This is a genomic window from Myroides sp. TSA_177.3, from assembly GCF_052691955.1.
Window position 1 is genome coordinate 74,739 of sequence record NZ_JBQZGD010000010.1, and the last position, 16,223, is coordinate 90,961.

The following is a 16,223-nucleotide window of genomic DNA, read 5'->3' on the forward strand; positions in this document are numbered from 1 at the left end:
TTTTACTGAAATTTAAACAAAAAAAGCACCGATCTCTCGGTGCTTCTATATAATTTTTAATTCCTATTAATACGGTTTCTCATCTCTACCTTCGTAGTAGTTGATGAAAGCGCGGTTTACTACACGGTTTCCTCCTTTTGTAGGATAGTCTCCGGTGAAGTACCAATCTCCTAAGTTTTTCGGACACGCTTTGTGTAGGTTCTCAATCGATTGGAATACGATTTTGATTTCTGATTTAGTACCTTCTTCTGTTACCATCTCTGCAATCTTAGCTGAAACTTCCTCATCTGTAAATGGCGCGTAAATCTCTTTTACGTAGTTGATTACCTCGTCATCTTTTAAGCCTACTTGTGCTTTTGACTTTTGGTATACTTCTTCTACGATGTGGTACATATTGCGTTCTTTTAGCATTTCAATTACCGCTTGGAACGCGATTAATCCTTCTAATTTCGCCATATCAATTCCGTAGCAATCTGGGTAACGCACTTGTGGTGCTGCAGAAACGACTACAATACGCTTCGGATTCAAACGATCCAACATGCGGATGATACTTTTCTTCAATGTCGTACCACGTACAATACTATCGTCGATAATCACCAAGTTATCCGTTGGTTTAATCACACCATAGGTTACATCGTATACGTGTGCTACTAAATCATCACGACTGCTATCATCTGTAATAAACGTACGCAATTTTGCATCTTTAATCGCAATCTTCTCTGTGCGCAACTTAACAGATAAAATCTCTTGTAGTTTCGCTTCAGATAATGCCTCTTTGTTCTTTAAGATATCCGAAATCTTGCGTTGATTCAAGAAGTCTTGTGCACCTTCAATCATTCCGAAGAACGATGTTTCTGATGTATTTGGAATATAAGAGAATACTGAATTATCCGTATCGTTTTCAATAATATCTAATACTTGAGGGAAGATAAACTTTCCTAAGTCTTTGCGTTCTTGGTAAATATCCGCGTCATTTCCTCTTGAGAAATACACGCGTTCGAATGAACATGCTTTCAATGGAAGTGGCTCTAAGATTTGCTCAAAGTGTACACTTGCATCTTTCTTAACGATAATTGCCTGACCTGGTGTTAATTCTTTGATGTCTTCAAAAGGCACATTCAACGCCGTTTGAATAACAGGACGCTCACTTGCTACGACAACGATTTCATCATTTTCATAGTAGAATGCAGGGCGAATACCTGCTGGATCTCTGAATACAAAAGCATCTCCATGACCTAACATTCCAGCCATTGTAAATCCACCGTCCCAATTTTTAGAAGCTCTTCTCAAGATACGAGCAATATCCAAACGCTCACCAATAATTGGCGAAGCTGTTTTTTTCGAGAATCCTTCTTGTTTTATTTTGTAGTATAAATCATCGATTTCATCATCTAAGAAATGGCCGATTTTCTCCATTACAGTAATGGTATCTGACATTTCTTTTGGATGTTGACCTAAGCGCACTAAATCGTCAAACAACTCTCTAACATTGGTTAGATTGAAGTTTCCGGCAACGATTAAGTTTCTGTGCATCCAATTGTTTTGACGTAAAAAAGGATGAACGCTTTCGATGCTATTTTTTCCAAAAGTTCCATAACGCACGTGACCTAAGAACACTTCTCCTAAGTAAGGGATATGTTTTTTTTGCAATTCAGCACTATCCGCATATTCTGGGTGTTCTTCCATTTCTGCATTAATGCGTCCATTGATTTGGGCAAAAATATCTTGAATGGGCTGTGCTTTGTTTGAACGCACACGACTAATATAGCGTTCTCCTGGTTCCATATCGAGTTTAATACTCGCTAAACCAGCTCCATCTTGTCCTCTATTATGTTGTTTTTCTAATAACAAGTACATTTTTTGAATCGGATAAAATGCACTCCCATATTTTTCTTTATAATAGGATAGAGGCTTTTTTAATCGTAAAAAAGCAATTCCACATTCGTGTTGTAGTGCGTCGCTCATAGTTAGTTGTGTTGTGTGTTATCATTAAAAAAAGCCCCACGACGAGGCTTAGTATGTTGCATGTTTATTTGAGTTCAATGTCGAACTGTGTTAACATTTTAAATTGCATTAATCTTTTTTTCATTTCGGCTTCTTCTAACTGCTCCATGCGTTGTGTTCCGAATTCTTCTACACAGAAGGAGGCTAAATTAGATCCAAAAATAATTGCGTTCTTCATACATTGAAAGGATATGCTTCCTCTTTCTGTTAAGTACCCTGCAAATCCACCGGCGAAAGTATCCCCTGCTCCCGTTGGATCGAATACTTCTTTTAGCGGTAATGCTGGAGCAAAGAAAACATCTTTCCCTGAAAACAACAAGGCGCCATGTTCTCCTTTTTTAATTACGACATATTGAGGTCCCATTTCATGAATCACTTCAGCCGCCTTTACCAAAGAATATTCTCCAGAAAGTTGACGTGCCTCTTCATCGTTAATTGTGATTACGTCGACGTGTTTCAAAACGGATTTGAGTTCGTCTAACGCACAATTCATCCAAAAATTCATGGTATCTAACACCACTAGTTTCGGTTTTTGTTCCAATTGATCCAATACAGATTGCTGAATAGCGGGATGTAAATTCCCCAACATCACAACATCAGCATTTTTAAAATCAGCGGGAACGACAGGATTGAAATTCTCCAACACATTAAGCTGTGTGTCTAATGTATCCCTTGCGTTCAAATCGTTGTGGTATCTACCACTCCAAAAGAAGGTTTTACCGCCTGGAACTACTTCAATACCTGTTGTATTGATATTCTTACTTTCTAGTAATGCTATGTATTCTTTAGGAAAGTCATCCCCTACAACAGAAACGATAGCTGTTTCAACATCAAAATGCGAAGCAGATAGTCCTATATATGTAGCTGCACCTCCTAATACTTTGTCCGTTTTCCCGAATGGTGTTTCTATACTGTCAAACGCCACCGTTCCGACGATCAATAACTTGTTCATATTTTTGGAAAAGAAATAAGATGCAAATATATATCTTTCCTGATTTTAGACCAAAAATTAATCCCCTTTATTCTAAAATTAACTTATAGTCAATGCATTACAATTCACTCCTAGCTTATTTTCCTTCCGTACAAGAAGCAGAAACTGCCTTATTTTTCTAATAGTGAAGCACATATCCTTACTTTCTAGACGAGGATAAGCAATCGACCTAACAACAAATCGCCGTCAATTACCTCAAGTATTTCAACCCTTTTAAACCGCTTTCACTCAATTTTCACCCCATCTTAACCCCAACCTATTCCCAACCTATTCCTAGCATCCCCTAACATACTCCTAAGTATAGTATAAGAATTCGGGTAGCTACCTTTGACATTCCTTCGAGTTTCCTTCGACATTCCTTCGACAAAACCCCCTTTTTACGAGGCAAACTCGAAGGAAACACGAAGGAAACACGAAGGAAACTTGGAGGAATGTCGAAGAAAATAAAACGCAAACTATACCAAAAAGGGACTACTATTTCATTCAGAACACCTGTTTCGCTTATCTCTAACTACGGATAACATCCTTACTAAAGTTCATTTCAAGGAAAAAACTCATCCCTTATCCCCATAAAAAAAGGTTCAGCTGTCCTGCTAAACCTTTTTCTATCTTTATATCGTATATTCTACTCTCTATTTTGCTCATAATATTCATCGACGAGCAAATCTTTTTGTTTTCCTGCTTGCACGGCTAAAAAGTCGCAACGCTCATTCATGGGGTGGTTATTGTGTCCTTTGACCCATTGAAAAGAAACTTGATGACGTCTATAAATACGCAAGAAACGCATCCATAGGTCTGGGTTTTTCTTGTCTTTGAAATTTTTCTTCTCCCAACCAAATACCCATCCTTTGGTAACGGCATCCACTACATATTTAGAATCTGACACCACCAACACGCGTGTTTGTGGGTTTTTCAGCTTTTCTAACCCTACAATTACCGCGAGTAATTCCATGCGGTTATTTGTGGTGAGTCGATACCCTTGTGCAAATTCCTTAAATATTTGATGTCCGGCCCATTCCAACACCAAACCATACCCACCTGGTCCGGGATTTCCTTGTGCAGATCCATCGGTATATAAAATAACTTGAAAAGACTGACTCATTTATTATTGTTTAGCTAACAACTGTTCAATGACAATTGGAAAGTGTTTGTATTCTAAGGCTTGTACTGCTTTTGCAATATCTTCTGCTGTATAATGTGCTTCTACAGGAGTTGTTTCTTGTAAAATGATTGCTCCTTCGTCGTAATTTTCATTGACAAAGTGAATCGTAATTCCCGTTTCCGGTTCTTTATTTGCTAAAACAGCTTCGTGAACAAAGTGTCCATACATCCCTTTGCCGCCATATTTAGGTAATAAGGCTGGATGAATGTTAATAACTTGATTGTGATATTTTTTTACTAAATCCTCAGGGAACTTCCACAAGAAGCCCGCCAAAACGATTAAATCTGGCTCGAAAGTTGCCAGTTTTTCTGCTAACTCGCCGTTATTCAGCTTATTTTTATCAAAAATATAAACCGGAACATTTCTTTTTTCAGCTTTTTCTATTACTTTAGCATGAGGGTTATTGACCAAAACGAGGTATTGGTTGACAATTGAATTATTCTCAAAGTAATTGATAATATTCTCCACGTTAGTCCCTGAACCAGAAGCGAATAGCGCTATTTTTTTCATGTTATAAGCAGTATTTAAGTTTTTAAAACACTTTATTTAAGTACAAAAAAAAGAATAATTACTGACAATAAACAGAAAAATAGTATTAAGTATTAATTATTTTTATAATTTCGCACTGACAATTAACATGTATAATCAGGATATAAAATAAAGTTTTTTATTTTTGCCCTAGGAAATTAAATTTTAAAATTAAAGATTATGTCAGACATTGCATCAAGAGTAAAAGCGATTATCGTTGACAAATTAGGAGTTGACGAGAACGAAGTTGTAGCAGAAGCAAGCTTCACTAATGATTTAGGAGCTGATTCACTAGACACTGTTGAGCTTATCATGGAGTTCGAAAAAGAATTCGATATTCAAATTCCAGATGATCAAGCTGAAAACATCGCTACAGTTGGTCAAGCTATCTCTTACATCGAAGAAGCTAAGAAGTAATAACTAATAACCCACGTGTTGTTAACAACACGTGGGCGTTATTATTTTCGGACATACCTGCTTATTTTAGAATAGAAAAAAGGACAGATTTACTAGTAAGTAATCTGATAAACAAATATAAAGCTACCCAATGTTTCCTTTTACAAAAGTGAAAAATTGGGTTTTTTTAACTTATTAAACCATAATATTTACTTTATGAAATTAAGGCGAGTTGTTGTAACAGGTTTAGGTGCTCTTACCCCAATCGGGAATAATATCCAAGAGTATTGGAACAGTCTTATTAATGGCGTAAGTGGAGCCGCTCCGATTACACATTTTGATGCTACCAATTTCAAAACCCAATTTGCGTGCGAAGTAAAGAATTTCAATGTAGAAGATTTTATTGATCGTAAAGAGGCACGTAAAATGGATCGATACGCTCAATTAGCCATGGTTAGTGCTGATGAAGCAGTTGTAGATTCTAAATTAGACTTAGAGAATATAGATAAAGATAGAGCTGGAGTTATTTGGGGTTCTGGAATCGGTGGATTAGAAACCTTCCAAAACGAGGTGACTGACTTCGTAAACGGAAATGGAACACCGAGATTCAATCCTTTCTTTATTCCAAAAATGATTGCAGATATTGCAGGAGGACATATTTCAATTAAATATGGCTTACGCGGACCAAACTTTACTACAGTATCGGCTTGTGCTTCGTCTACCAATGCAATTATTGATGCATTCAACTACATTCGTTTAGGTATGGCAGACATCATGGTAACAGGAGGTTCTGAAGCAGCTGTAACGATTGCAGGAGTGGGTGGATTCAACGCAATGCACGCTTTATCTACAAGAAATGACAGTCCAGAAACAGCTTCTAGACCGATGGACAAAGACCGTGATGGTTTTGTATTGGGAGAAGGTGCTGGAGCATTAGTATTAGAAGAATACGAACACGCGGTTGCGCGTGGAGCGAAAATATACTGTGAAATCGGCGGTGGCGGAATGTCAGCAGATGCACATCACTTAACTGCACCACATCCAGAAGGATTAGGAGCAACAAACGTGATGAAAAACTGTTTGAGAGACGCAGGCCTTGAGCCAAAAGATGTTGATGTAGTAAACTTACACGGAACGTCTACTCCATTAGGAGATATCGCTGAATCAAAAGCTATTTTAAACGTTTTTGGTGATCACGCTTATTCAATGAACCTAAACTCTACCAAATCTATGACAGGTCACCTTTTGGGAGCTGCAGGAGTGATAGAGGCAATCTCAGTAATCTTATCCATCGAGCATGGAATTGTACCTCCAACCATCAATCACTTTACAGATGATGATCAAGTGGATGCTAAATTAAACTTTACCTTCAACAAAGCGCAGAAAAGAGACGTGAAAGTAGGTATGAGTAATACATTTGGTTTCGGAGGACACAACGCTTGTGTACTAGTAAAAAAATTAGATATTTAAGCACGACAACGTAATGTTGAGTAACGTACTAAATAAGATATTTAAAAATTCCCGTTCAAGTCAAAAGGACGGGAATTTTTGTCGTAAGATATCTCAAATCACAATGACCAAGCCTTTGGATGTCGCTTACTATAAATTAGCGTTCACCCATCGTTCAATGAACATCGTTGATACTCAAGGAAATCCAATTAATTACGAACGATTAGAGTTTTTGGGTGACGCCATGCTCAACGCTGTAATTGCCTCGCATTTATATTTAGAGGTTCCCAGTGGAGATGAGGGGTATTTAACGAAAATGCGCTCTAAAATTGTAAGTAGAGAAAACTTAAACACGATTGGCAAGAGCTTGGGATTAATTGATATTGTTGAAAGCAAAATGGGCAATCAACAGTTCGGAGAAAACATCCATGGTAATATTTTAGAGGCCTTAATTGGGGCGATATACTTGGATCAAGGTTATCCTGCATGTGAGAAATTTATTCATCAGCGCTTAATTTCTACCATCACAGATATCCATGTCTTAGAAACAAAGATTACCAGCTATAAAAGTTTACTCATCGAATGGTGTCAAAAGACGAAACATACGTTCAAATTTGACGCTTATGAGGAAACAACGAATGAAGACGTCAAATATTTTGGAGTTAAATTATTCATTGATAATAAGTTAATATCAAAAGGACGAGCTACATCAAAGAAGAAAGCAGAAGAAAAAGCTTCGCAACGTGCGTATTTTGCGTTGCAAGAAAAAATAAACCATTAAATTGGGTAATCAATTAACATTTACTTAATCTTTCTTCTAAATATCTACATATTGTTTGCATTATAAAAGTTGTATCTTTGTAACTAACGAATAAACAAATGGGACCAGTAGTTCTAAGATTAGAAGATTTTGAAGCTGAAAACTATAGTCTGATAGCGATTCACTCTTCGCGCAAAGAAGATTTTAAAGTTACCTATCTTATTAACACTATTCTAGGCCTTTATTTAGAACGCACATCGTATGATGTTGAAGTTGAAACGGATCAAGGCTTAGCTTCCTTCTCTTTATTTGAATACGACGATCCAGATTACCATGTATTGTGGAAATTGGTATCAAATAAAGCTTTTATACTTCCAGAGTCACAGATGGCTTCTCCCCTCTTTCAATATGTTGTTTCAACCATTAGTAAGCAAGGTTATCTCTTACCAGAACACAAAACGGTGGATTACTTTCTAAAAGTTGAAAATACAGATGAGCAATTTGAGATTGGCACAGTCATTGAAAAATTAAAATCAATAAAAGTAATTTCTACAGCATACGAAATCCGAGTAGAAGCGATCAAATCGAAAAACAACCTAATTTTCTAAAAATATGGTAGCAAAAAAAAGAACAAAAATTGTAGCAACGTTAGGTCCTGCATCAGGAACAAAAGAAGTGTTGCACAACATGATTAAAGCAGGTGTAAATGTATTTAGAATTAATTTCTCCCATGCAGATTACGCCGATGTACAAGAGAAAATCGACATCATTCGAGAATTAAATAAAGAATACGGTTACACAACGTCAATTTTAGGAGACTTACAAGGTCCTAAATTGCGTGTGGGAATTATGGCAGAAGATGTAGTAGTTCACCCTGGTGATATGATTACATTTTCAACAAAAGAAGAGTTCAAAGGGGACGCAAAACGCGTTTACATGAACTACAAACAGTTTCCTAATGATGTAAACAAAGGAGAGACTATTTTATTAGACGATGGTAAATTGATCTTTGAAGTAGTATCGACAAACAATACAGATGAAGTTGTTGCAAAAGTAATCCAAGGAGGCCCTTTGAAATCGAAAAAAGGAGTAAACCTTCCGATGACCAAGGTTTCATTACCTGCCTTGACGGAAAAAGACATCAATGACGCTATTTTTGCAATTAAAGCACAAGTGGATTGGTTGGCGTTATCTTTCGTTAGAACACCAGAGGATTTATTGGATTTACAAGAAATTGTAAAACAACATTCTGAGCACAAAATTCCAATCGTTGCGAAAATTGAAAAACCAGAAGCGGTTAAAAATATCAATAAATTAGTTGCTTACTGTGATGGATTGATGGTAGCTCGTGGAGATTTAGGAGTTGAAATTCCAGCTCAAGAGGTTCCACTTATCCAAAAGCAATTAGTACAAATCGCTAAAAATGCTAGAATTCCAGTAATCATCGCAACACAGATGATGGAAACGATGATTTCTAGTTTAACACCGACAAGAGCGGAAGTAAACGACGTTGCAAACTCGGTAATGGATGGTGCAGATGCTGTAATGTTATCAGGAGAAACGTCTGTAGGTAGTTACCCGGTTCAAGTAATTGAGAAAATGACACAAATTATTCAAAGTGTTGAAAATTCTCCATTAATCAATGTACCGCAAAGTCCACCGACAATTAAGACAAATCGTTATATCACGAAAAACATTTGTTATCACGCTGCCTTAATGGCAAATGATATTGAAGCAAAAGCCATTTGTACGTTGACAAACAGTGGATACACTGCATTCCAGATTTCTGCTTGGAGACCAAACAGTGACATTCTTGTTTTTACGTCAAATAAGCGCATTTTAACGCAGTTAAACCTATTATGGGGAGTACAGGCTTACTACTACGATAAATACGTAAGTACAGACGAAACCATTGAAGATATCAACAATATGGTAGTGGAAAAGAAACACGCTGTAAAAGGAGATATGGTGATTAACTTAGCGGCAATGCCAATCATCGATAAAGGGATGGTAAATACGTTGAGAATATCTGAGATTAAGTAGTGTGCTAGTTAACTGTTTACGGTTAACTGTTCTCCAACTCATTAAAAATAAATAAAAAAGCGGAATCCAAAAGGATTCCGCTTTTTTATTTATTTTTTATAAGCTTGAGATTGGTTACTAGTTCACCGTAAACCATCTGCCCTACTTCTCCCCTTGCCACTCTGCATAAAAACGCGCCAAGAAGTCTTCCATATAACGGTGTCTATCTTCGGCCATTTTCTTTCCTGCATCGGTGTGCATTAGATCTTTCAATAACAGCAATTTCTCATAGAAATGATTAATTGACGTTCCTTTATGTGCCTTATATTCTTCTTTGGTCATACCAAATCGAGGCGCTTGCTCTGGGTCGTGAATGGGATTATTTTGGAATCCTCCGTAATTAAAGACTCGCGTTATTCCAATCGCACCAATGGCATCTAATCGATCCGCATCTTGTACAATTTGCAATTCCTTCGAAGTGAACTTTTGGTCGAAATTCCCGCCTTTAAACGAGATATTTTCAATTCCCTTGACTACATGATCGACCACTTCGGGTTCATAGTCTAAAGATTCCAGCCATTCTTTCGCTTTACGAGGCCCTATTGTTTCATCCCCCTTGTGGAACTTACTATCCGCAATATCGTGAAGCAAAGCAATTAACTCCACTACTTCAGCCTGAGCTTCTGGTTCGAATTTTAAAATATTGATCGCATTATTGTATACGCGTTCGATATGGAACCAATCATGTCCGCCTTCGGCATGTTTCAATTCCTCTTTAACATAGGCAATAGTTGCTTCAATCTTCTTACTCATTCGATTTATTTAATTATAGCGGGTTGCACCCATTTAAAGATATGTGGATCTTTTCCAATACTCATTCGTTCTGCCACACGTAACATACGAGCAGGTAATTTCATCAAGTATTCTCTTGATTTTTCTGCTTCATCCGTTAACCCTGTTAAGTTTGCAATTTGCCAACGGTCGATTAATTTCTGCATGATATCCACATAATCAACAGCTGTATAGACTCCTATACGTTGCGCTGAATCCGAGAATAATTCAAATGCATCTCCCATTTTTCCTCCTGATTCTCTAATTAGGTTTGCAGGCATAGTGATTTTTCGTTTCATCATGTCTACGAAAGCCAATAGCATTTCACTTGGATCTACTTTAAAAATTCGATCTACGAATTCAGAATAAGCATGATGGTGACGCATCTCATCTCCCGCAATTAAACGACAGATCTTCGACAACTTATGATCTCCGTATTGCTTCGCTAATTTCGCCACGCGATTGTGTGAGATATAAGTAGCTAATTCTTGGAAACTTGTAAATACGAAGTTTTTATATGGGTCTCTATCTGTTCCTGGGTCAAACCCATCATTTAATAAATATTGTGTTGTGATTTCAACTTCACGCATATTCACACGTCCCGATAGATAAAGGTATTTATTTAATAAATCTCCATGTCTATTCTCTTCTCCAGTCCAGTGGCGAATCCATTTTGCCCATCCATTTCCATTTTCACCTTCTTTTTGGTTTACTCCTTCTACATCCATTAACCAAGATTCATACGTAGGTAAAGCTTCTTCTGTAATGGTATCACCAACTAAAACTACCCAAAAATCGTAAGGCAATTCTTTGGCGTATTCTCTCAATTCTTTGACATCTTCTAAAAATGTTTCACTTTCCGAATTCGGCAGTAAATCAGAAGGTTGCCAAATTTTCTCCACAGGTATTAGATAATCATCAACGAAGCTATCTATATTTTTTTCCAAGAAGTGCATCACTTCTAAACGAACATTGTGTGTTGACATTTCAATTAGTTTTTACTTCGCAACTAGCTCTTCGGTTTGGTTTAGTTTGTTTGGGAGTAACTGCGAGAATTAGTATTTTATTCTATTTTAGACTTTACGGCTGCCTCCGTTTTAGCGAAGAGTTCTTCAAAAGAATAATCGCTAATTTTCATTGGTTTATGTGCATAAAGACTAATTTTGGCTCCTAATCCTAAAGGAAATTTTCCAAATCGAAACAATTTCCATGAATTATTAATAGTCAAGGGGACAAGATAAGCATCTGGTGAAAACTTACATAACATTTTAACCCCATTTTCTGAAAAACGTTTGGGGTGTCCGTCACGGCTTCTTGTTCCTTCAGGAAAGATCACAGCAGCCCTATTGTATTTTGAGATATATTGACCCAATCCGCGAATAACGGTTAAGGCTTGTTTTGCATCTTTACGATCAATTAATACAGATCCTCCGTGTTTTAAGTTATACGATACACTCGGGATTCCTTTTCCCAATTCTTTTTTACTGACGAATTTGGGGTGGTTTTTTTTAAAAAACCAGATAATCATCGGTATATCAAACATACTCTGATGATTAGAAACGAAGACGATTGGTTTATCCGTAGGGAGTTCCTCTTCTTTTGAAACGCGATACGTAGTACCTAAGATACCTGTACACAGCATAATCCACCATACCATAGCATCTACCACTTTCTTGTGGGCATTATAACCAAAAAGATTAAGTGCCAACCACTGTAGTCCATGAAAAAAAAGGAGTACAAGTAGTAAACAGATAACGAATAGTACAGATAACGGATATGAAATTATTTTTTGCATTAGCTCAATGTATATCTTGAGCAAATATACACTTTAAAAAAAAACCACCTTATAGAAGGTGGTGTCTTTTTAGCAATATTCTTTGTATGCGTCGATCAAATTTTCAGCAATCAACTCTGCAGGATTACCTTCAATATGATGTCTCTCTAACATGTGAACTAATTCTCCGTCTTTAAACAAAGCCATAGAAGGTGAAGATGGAGGGAAAGGGAACATGTGTTGACGTGCTGCATCAACAGCATCTTTATCAACTCCAGCAAATACAGTTACGATTTGCGCTGGTTTCTTTTCTCCATTTAAGCTCATGATTGCTCCTGGACGTGCATTACGTGCCGCACAACCACAAACTGAGTTTACTACTACTAATGTAGTTCCTTCTTTACTTAAAGCAGCTTCTACTTCATCTGCTGTATATAATGCTGAAAATCCTGCATCAACTAACTCTTGACGCATTGGTTTTACTATTTCTTCTGGATACATACTATTACCTTTAATTAAAAATTGTAATAACAAAGTTACACTTTTTCTCTTATTTTGTCCAATTTCAATGCTAAAGTATTCCCAACATGCACTAGGCTGCTTTTTTGGGTTTCTTTTTCATTTTATTCAACCAAATAAAAATTCCTGTAATCGGCAATGAAGTTGCTATTAAACAGGTTATGAAGTAGATGACCTTAGAGAACAATCCATAGATATCACCAAAGTGTAGTGCTCGAATTGAACCTGCTAATTTCTCTCCAATTGTTTTATCTGCAAAGATTTCTTTTTTGATTACCGCTCCAGAATACTGATCGATAAACACGCGGTCATTCACCGTTTCATTCCATCTTGCCAATTCATTTTTATTTACCTCATACGCGCCAACTTCATCTTTTGGCAAGCTTATCGCAAGGGTACGGTAGTCATACTCCATTTCTTTATTTGCAATGGCTAATGCCTCTTCTAAACTAATCGTTTGCTTGTCTTGTACTACCGATTCTGGTTTTACTTCATCGCGTCCACCAAAAACCTTAGTCCCCAATACAGCACTCAACCCATCTCTGTACCATTCAAATGACCAACACAAGCCCGTTAACGACATAATCAAAACGATTAATAACGTATAAAATCCAAGGGTGTTATGTAAATCGTGGTTGATACGCTTCCAATTGGCGTTGAATTTAATTTTGAATCCCGGTTTAATACTTTTCCATCCTTTAATTTTCTTTGGAAACCACAAGATTAATCCTGAGATTGAAAGAAAACAAAAGATAATGGTTGCGATTCCAACGATAGGTCTTCCAATTGACGAATCAAGTAGTAACCAACGGTGCAATTTGAAAACAGTCATAAAAAACTCATCTCCAGGTCCTTTTCCTTTCCCCAAGACTTCGCCTGTATAGGGGTTTACATGAACTGCATCTGGGCGTTTTCCCTCTTCTCCGCTGCTTACAGAAAACACATAAGGTTTGCTTTCATTACTCACCATCGTTACGCGTTGTACTTTCCCTTGGGTAGCAGTTTCCACTAGCTGCACTAATTCTGCCACGGGTTTACTTTGTCCAGTTCCTTTATCTGTAACTTGATAACGTGTAGGCTCCATCCAATCCTGGATTTCAGTCTTGAACGTATAAATAGTTCCGGTTAAACAAACTACAAACAATACAAGCGAACTTGCGATACCCAACCACAAGTGTAGGTCATTCATCAATTTGCGAAAAGGAGAGGTCTTCTTTGTTTTCATATGGACATTCAAAAACGAACAAACACGATTTTATATTATAAAACCGTGTTTGTACTTATTATTATTTCAATTATAATGACACTAATTAAAGGGATATTCTAGAATCTATACGTCAATTGTGCTGCAAAATTTCGAGGTGAAATTTCGTTGATGTATCCTCCTCTGAAATAAGACGTGTATCCTCTTTCGTTGAAAAGGTTATTCATAAACACACTTAACGTCGCGTTTTTGTAAGTATAAGCTGCTTGTGCATTCACTGTTGTGTAGCTAGGCATATCGAATGGTCTTACGTTTACGTTTGTATTGTGGCTATTATCTAATGTTCTGCTGTATTCATTAACTGGGCGTTTTCCAACAAAGTAAACTCCAGCACTCAATGATAATCCATTTAATGTACCTTGATCAAATTTATAGCTTACCCATCCGTTTGCTGTATGCTCTGGTGCGTTCATTGGCGCAGAACCATCAACATATTGTGGGCTATCTTGGTATCTTGCGTATAAGTTAGCATATCCTAACATTACCTCTAAGTTGTTGGTAATTTTACCGTTGATTTCCAACTCAAATCCATTGCGTTTTAAATCTCCAGCTAAGATACTTTCTGTTTTAGATTGCTCATTTGTTACTGGATCAATATAAGGCGCAACTAAATTACTTTGGTTGATGAAGAAGTACGTAAAGTTCACTCCTAAGTGGTCATTATACCAGTTTGATTTGAAACCAAATTCAAATTGTTTGATATCTGATGCTCCTGCATATCCACCACCGTGTAATAATTTATTTGATTGTCTTAAACTACTTGTTGTTGTATAAGAAGCAAATGTGCTAATATTTTCTTGTGGTTTGAAGATTAACCCCAACATTGGGTTCCAACGGTCTACGGTAGCATTTTCAGTTGTATTACCATTCAAACGGCTGTAACGCAATCCTAACATTGCACTTAATTTATCACCAATAGCGATATAATCTTGTGCCATGAATCCGATTGTTGGTGACATTGTTCTTGTTGTAGCAATGTCTCCGTAGATGATGTTATCTGGTAATGTATTGTCAATTGGACCTAATACATTGATATCACTTCTGAAATCAACTAAAGCGTCGTTTCCTTGTTTGTCTTTCCCCCAAACTTTACCTGTTGCAGAACCCGCGATTGTTTTCGTTTGTCTGTAGTCAAATCCAATTTGGAATGTATGTTTTAAAATACCTGTGAAGATATCTTTTCCAATTAAATCAGCTTGGAATACTGAGTTATAATCGTCAGATTGTCCTTGAGAAACTGTGCGTTTGATATCGCCATATTTGCTCCAATCGTCTCCAATTTCTTTTTTCGGTAAAACAGTTGTTACGTTTGTTGAACGACCATTTTCATTGTAAATAGAAGCCGTATAAGATGTTCTGAAGCTCAATTTCTCTGTTAATTGTCTTTCGAAACGAGCAACATAGTTTTGCATTGTAATTTTCTTAGAGTCTCCTTTGAAACCTAAGAATTTATTATGTGGCATTTTATATAACTCATTCGCATAATCTGGACCTAAGTTTACAGTTCCTTTGTCTGTAACATAATCTCCATTTAAGTAATCCATTTCAACCGTTAACTTTGTTTTGCTATCGATTTTCCATGTTAAGGATGGGTTGATGTAAAAGTGTTCGTTATTTACAAACGTTCTCCATCCATCATTTCTTTCGTATGCTCCGTTGAAGCGGAAAGAAACTGTTTCTTTTTTATCTAATACTTGTTCAAAGTCAACTGTTGGTCTCACTTGTCCGTAGCTTCCAACTCTGAAACCTACTTCTCTGTGGTTCTTGAAGTTTGGCGTTTTAGTTACCATATTAATCACTCCACCTGCAGCACCTAAACCGTTTCCGATTCCTTGTAATACAGCAGCCGAACCTTTAATTACCTCAACACTTTCAATTCCTTGCATATCTGCAATCGCTGAAGCTGTTCTAAAGTCAGAATCCATTCCAACACCATTTCTCAATACAGGTGTTCCTCTGAATCCGCGGATTGACATACTTTCTGCAGGTCCTCCGTACGTAGAAAACTGAGTTACCCCTGCTACGTTACGTGCTGCATCTGTAATAGTCAAAGCTCCTTGCTCTTTAATTACGTGCTCAGAAACAATGCTGATTGATTGTACTTGATCCTGTAATCCAAGTGGCAAACGCGTGATATACTGAAGATTTTTTACGTTTTTGTTGCTTCTACCGTACACTGTGATATTCTCTAATTGGCTATCAGCCACTAAAAGGAAATTCACAATTTCTTCGTTTTTAGCTAGGGTAATTTCTCTTTGAGAAGTTGAATATCCCACAAAAGAAGCTCGCATTGTGTGCTTTCCTTTTTGAATATTATTCAATTTGAACTCCCCGTTCTCATTGGTTTGAACAGCTGTTTGCCCTTCTCCCAATACAACTGTTGCGAAAGGTAATGGTTTATTAACCTCATCTACAACTCTTCCTTTGATTGTGATGTTTTGAGCGAAACTTACCATTACTCCACAAATGGTAACTAACAATGTAGTATACGTCTTCATTCTGAATCTGTGTTATTTAGACTTA

General features: G+C 37.0%; 15 protein-coding genes. 5 read left to right on the top strand and 10 right to left on the bottom strand.

Features of this window, described 5'->3' with window-relative positions; translation table 11 throughout:
* Positions 1 to 66: 66 nt before the first annotated feature.
* The 4 genes from ACUTSE_RS11130 to purN all read right to left on the bottom strand — a co-directional run bounded on the left by ACUTSE_RS11130 (position 67) and on the right by purN (position 4,667).
* On the bottom strand, positions 67 to 1,965 hold the full coding sequence (locus tag ACUTSE_RS11130; RefSeq protein ID WP_002988134.1) for an amidophosphoribosyltransferase: 1,899 nt from the start codon (positions 1,963 to 1,965) through the stop codon (positions 67 to 69).
* A 64-nt stretch (positions 1,966 to 2,029) separates the two neighbouring features.
* On the bottom strand, positions 2,030 to 2,956 hold the full coding sequence (locus tag ACUTSE_RS11135) for a PfkB family carbohydrate kinase (RefSeq protein WP_002988137.1): 927 nt from the start codon (positions 2,954 to 2,956) through the stop codon (positions 2,030 to 2,032).
* A 664-nt stretch (positions 2,957 to 3,620) separates the two neighbouring features.
* On the bottom strand, positions 3,621 to 4,097 hold the full coding sequence (rnhA, locus tag ACUTSE_RS11140; protein WP_115091957.1) for a ribonuclease HI: 477 nt from the start codon (positions 4,095 to 4,097) through the stop codon (positions 3,621 to 3,623).
* Between the two features lie 3 nt (positions 4,098 to 4,100).
* Positions 4,101 to 4,667 carry a phosphoribosylglycinamide formyltransferase gene (gene purN / locus ACUTSE_RS11145; protein ID WP_445640277.1) on the bottom strand — a complete coding sequence of 189 codons (567 nt, stop codon included), beginning with the start codon at positions 4,665 to 4,667 and terminating at the stop codon, positions 4,101 to 4,103.
* 198 nt (positions 4,668 to 4,865) lie between these two features.
* Here purN and ACUTSE_RS11150 point away from each other — a divergent pair, with 198 nt between their 5' ends.
* The 5 genes from ACUTSE_RS11150 (at position 4,866) to pyk (ending at position 9,333) form a co-directional block, all read left to right on the top strand.
* Positions 4,866 to 5,102 (top strand): acyl carrier protein, encoded by a 237-nt coding sequence (locus ACUTSE_RS11150; RefSeq protein WP_002988156.1) that lies wholly within the window; start codon positions 4,866 to 4,868, stop codon positions 5,100 to 5,102.
* A 195-nt stretch (positions 5,103 to 5,297) separates the two neighbouring features.
* Positions 5,298 to 6,551 (top strand): beta-ketoacyl-ACP synthase II, encoded by a 1,254-nt coding sequence (gene fabF / locus ACUTSE_RS11155; protein WP_060874291.1) that lies wholly within the window; start codon positions 5,298 to 5,300, stop codon positions 6,549 to 6,551.
* A 13-nt stretch (positions 6,552 to 6,564) separates the two neighbouring features.
* A complete protein-coding gene (gene rnc, locus ACUTSE_RS11160; protein ID WP_002988163.1) occupies positions 6,565 to 7,311 on the top strand; it encodes a ribonuclease III in 747 nt (248 codons plus the stop codon).
* Between the two features lie 98 nt (positions 7,312 to 7,409).
* Positions 7,410 to 7,898 carry an IPExxxVDY family protein gene (locus ACUTSE_RS11165; protein WP_002988166.1) on the top strand — a complete coding sequence of 163 codons (489 nt, stop codon included), beginning with the start codon at positions 7,410 to 7,412 and terminating at the stop codon, positions 7,896 to 7,898.
* Between the two features lie 4 nt (positions 7,899 to 7,902).
* Positions 7,903 to 9,333 (top strand): pyruvate kinase, encoded by a 1,431-nt coding sequence (pyk, locus tag ACUTSE_RS11170; protein ID WP_002988169.1) that lies wholly within the window; start codon positions 7,903 to 7,905, stop codon positions 9,331 to 9,333.
* A 141-nt stretch (positions 9,334 to 9,474) separates the two neighbouring features.
* On the opposite strand, the gene ACUTSE_RS11175 is transcribed toward pyk, so the two are convergent.
* The 6 genes from ACUTSE_RS11175 to ACUTSE_RS11200 form a co-directional block, all read right to left on the bottom strand.
* A complete protein-coding gene (locus tag ACUTSE_RS11175) occupies positions 9,475 to 10,125 on the bottom strand; it encodes an HD domain-containing protein (RefSeq protein ID WP_353103124.1) in 651 nt (216 codons plus the stop codon).
* 5 nt (positions 10,126 to 10,130) lie between these two features.
* Positions 10,131 to 11,129 (bottom strand): acyl-ACP desaturase, encoded by a 999-nt coding sequence (locus ACUTSE_RS11180; protein ID WP_445640278.1) that lies wholly within the window; start codon positions 11,127 to 11,129, stop codon positions 10,131 to 10,133.
* A gap of 77 nt (positions 11,130 to 11,206) precedes the next feature.
* Complete coding sequence (locus tag ACUTSE_RS11185) at positions 11,207 to 11,938, bottom strand: lysophospholipid acyltransferase family protein (protein WP_002988176.1); 732 nt, start codon at positions 11,936 to 11,938, stop codon at positions 11,207 to 11,209.
* Positions 11,939 to 12,007: 69 nt separating this feature from the next.
* Positions 12,008 to 12,418 (bottom strand): BrxA/BrxB family bacilliredoxin, encoded by a 411-nt coding sequence (locus ACUTSE_RS11190; protein ID WP_002988179.1) that lies wholly within the window; start codon positions 12,416 to 12,418, stop codon positions 12,008 to 12,010.
* A 91-nt stretch (positions 12,419 to 12,509) separates the two neighbouring features.
* On the bottom strand, positions 12,510 to 13,661 hold the full coding sequence (locus tag ACUTSE_RS11195) for a PepSY-associated TM helix domain-containing protein (RefSeq protein WP_445640279.1): 1,152 nt from the start codon (positions 13,659 to 13,661) through the stop codon (positions 12,510 to 12,512).
* 98 nt (positions 13,662 to 13,759) lie between these two features.
* Entirely contained in the window at positions 13,760 to 16,198 is a 2,439-nt protein-coding gene (locus ACUTSE_RS11200) for a TonB-dependent siderophore receptor (protein WP_445640280.1), read from the bottom strand.
* Positions 16,199 to 16,223 lie beyond the last annotated feature (25 nt).

Bases quoted from the DNA above. Each gene is read 5' to 3' on its own strand.
- ACUTSE_RS11135 (WP_002988137.1), bottom strand. From the start codon at position 2,956: ATGAACAAGTTATTGATCGTCGGAACGGTGGCGTTTGACAGTATAGAA.
- ACUTSE_RS11195 (WP_445640279.1), bottom strand. From the start codon at position 13,661: ATGAAAACAAAGAAGACCTCTCCTTTTCGCAAATTGATGAATGACCTA.
- ACUTSE_RS11130 (WP_002988134.1), bottom strand. From the start codon at position 1,965: ATGAGCGACGCACTACAACACGAATGTGGAATTGCTTTTTTACGATTA.
- rnc (WP_002988163.1), top strand. From the start codon at position 6,565: ATGTTGAGTAACGTACTAAATAAGATATTTAAAAATTCCCGTTCAAGT.
- ACUTSE_RS11165 (WP_002988166.1), top strand. From the start codon at position 7,410: ATGGGACCAGTAGTTCTAAGATTAGAAGATTTTGAAGCTGAAAACTAT.
- ACUTSE_RS11190 (WP_002988179.1), bottom strand. From the start codon at position 12,418: ATGTATCCAGAAGAAATAGTAAAACCAATGCGTCAAGAGTTAGTTGAT.
- purN (WP_445640277.1), bottom strand. From the start codon at position 4,667: ATGAAAAAAATAGCGCTATTCGCTTCTGGTTCAGGGACTAACGTGGAG.
- ACUTSE_RS11200 (WP_445640280.1), bottom strand. From the start codon at position 16,198: ATGAAGACGTATACTACATTGTTAGTTACCATTTGTGGAGTAATGGTA.
- pyk (WP_002988169.1), top strand. From the start codon at position 7,903: ATGGTAGCAAAAAAAAGAACAAAAATTGTAGCAACGTTAGGTCCTGCA.
- rnhA (WP_115091957.1), bottom strand. From the start codon at position 4,097: ATGAGTCAGTCTTTTCAAGTTATTTTATATACCGATGGATCTGCACAA.
- fabF (WP_060874291.1), top strand. From the start codon at position 5,298: ATGAAATTAAGGCGAGTTGTTGTAACAGGTTTAGGTGCTCTTACCCCA.
- ACUTSE_RS11180 (WP_445640278.1), bottom strand. From the start codon at position 11,129: ATGTCAACACACAATGTTCGTTTAGAAGTGATGCACTTCTTGGAAAAA.
- ACUTSE_RS11175 (WP_353103124.1), bottom strand. From the start codon at position 10,125: ATGAGTAAGAAGATTGAAGCAACTATTGCCTATGTTAAAGAGGAATTG.
- ACUTSE_RS11185 (WP_002988176.1), bottom strand. From the start codon at position 11,938: ATGCAAAAAATAATTTCATATCCGTTATCTGTACTATTCGTTATCTGT.
- ACUTSE_RS11150 (WP_002988156.1), top strand. From the start codon at position 4,866: ATGTCAGACATTGCATCAAGAGTAAAAGCGATTATCGTTGACAAATTA.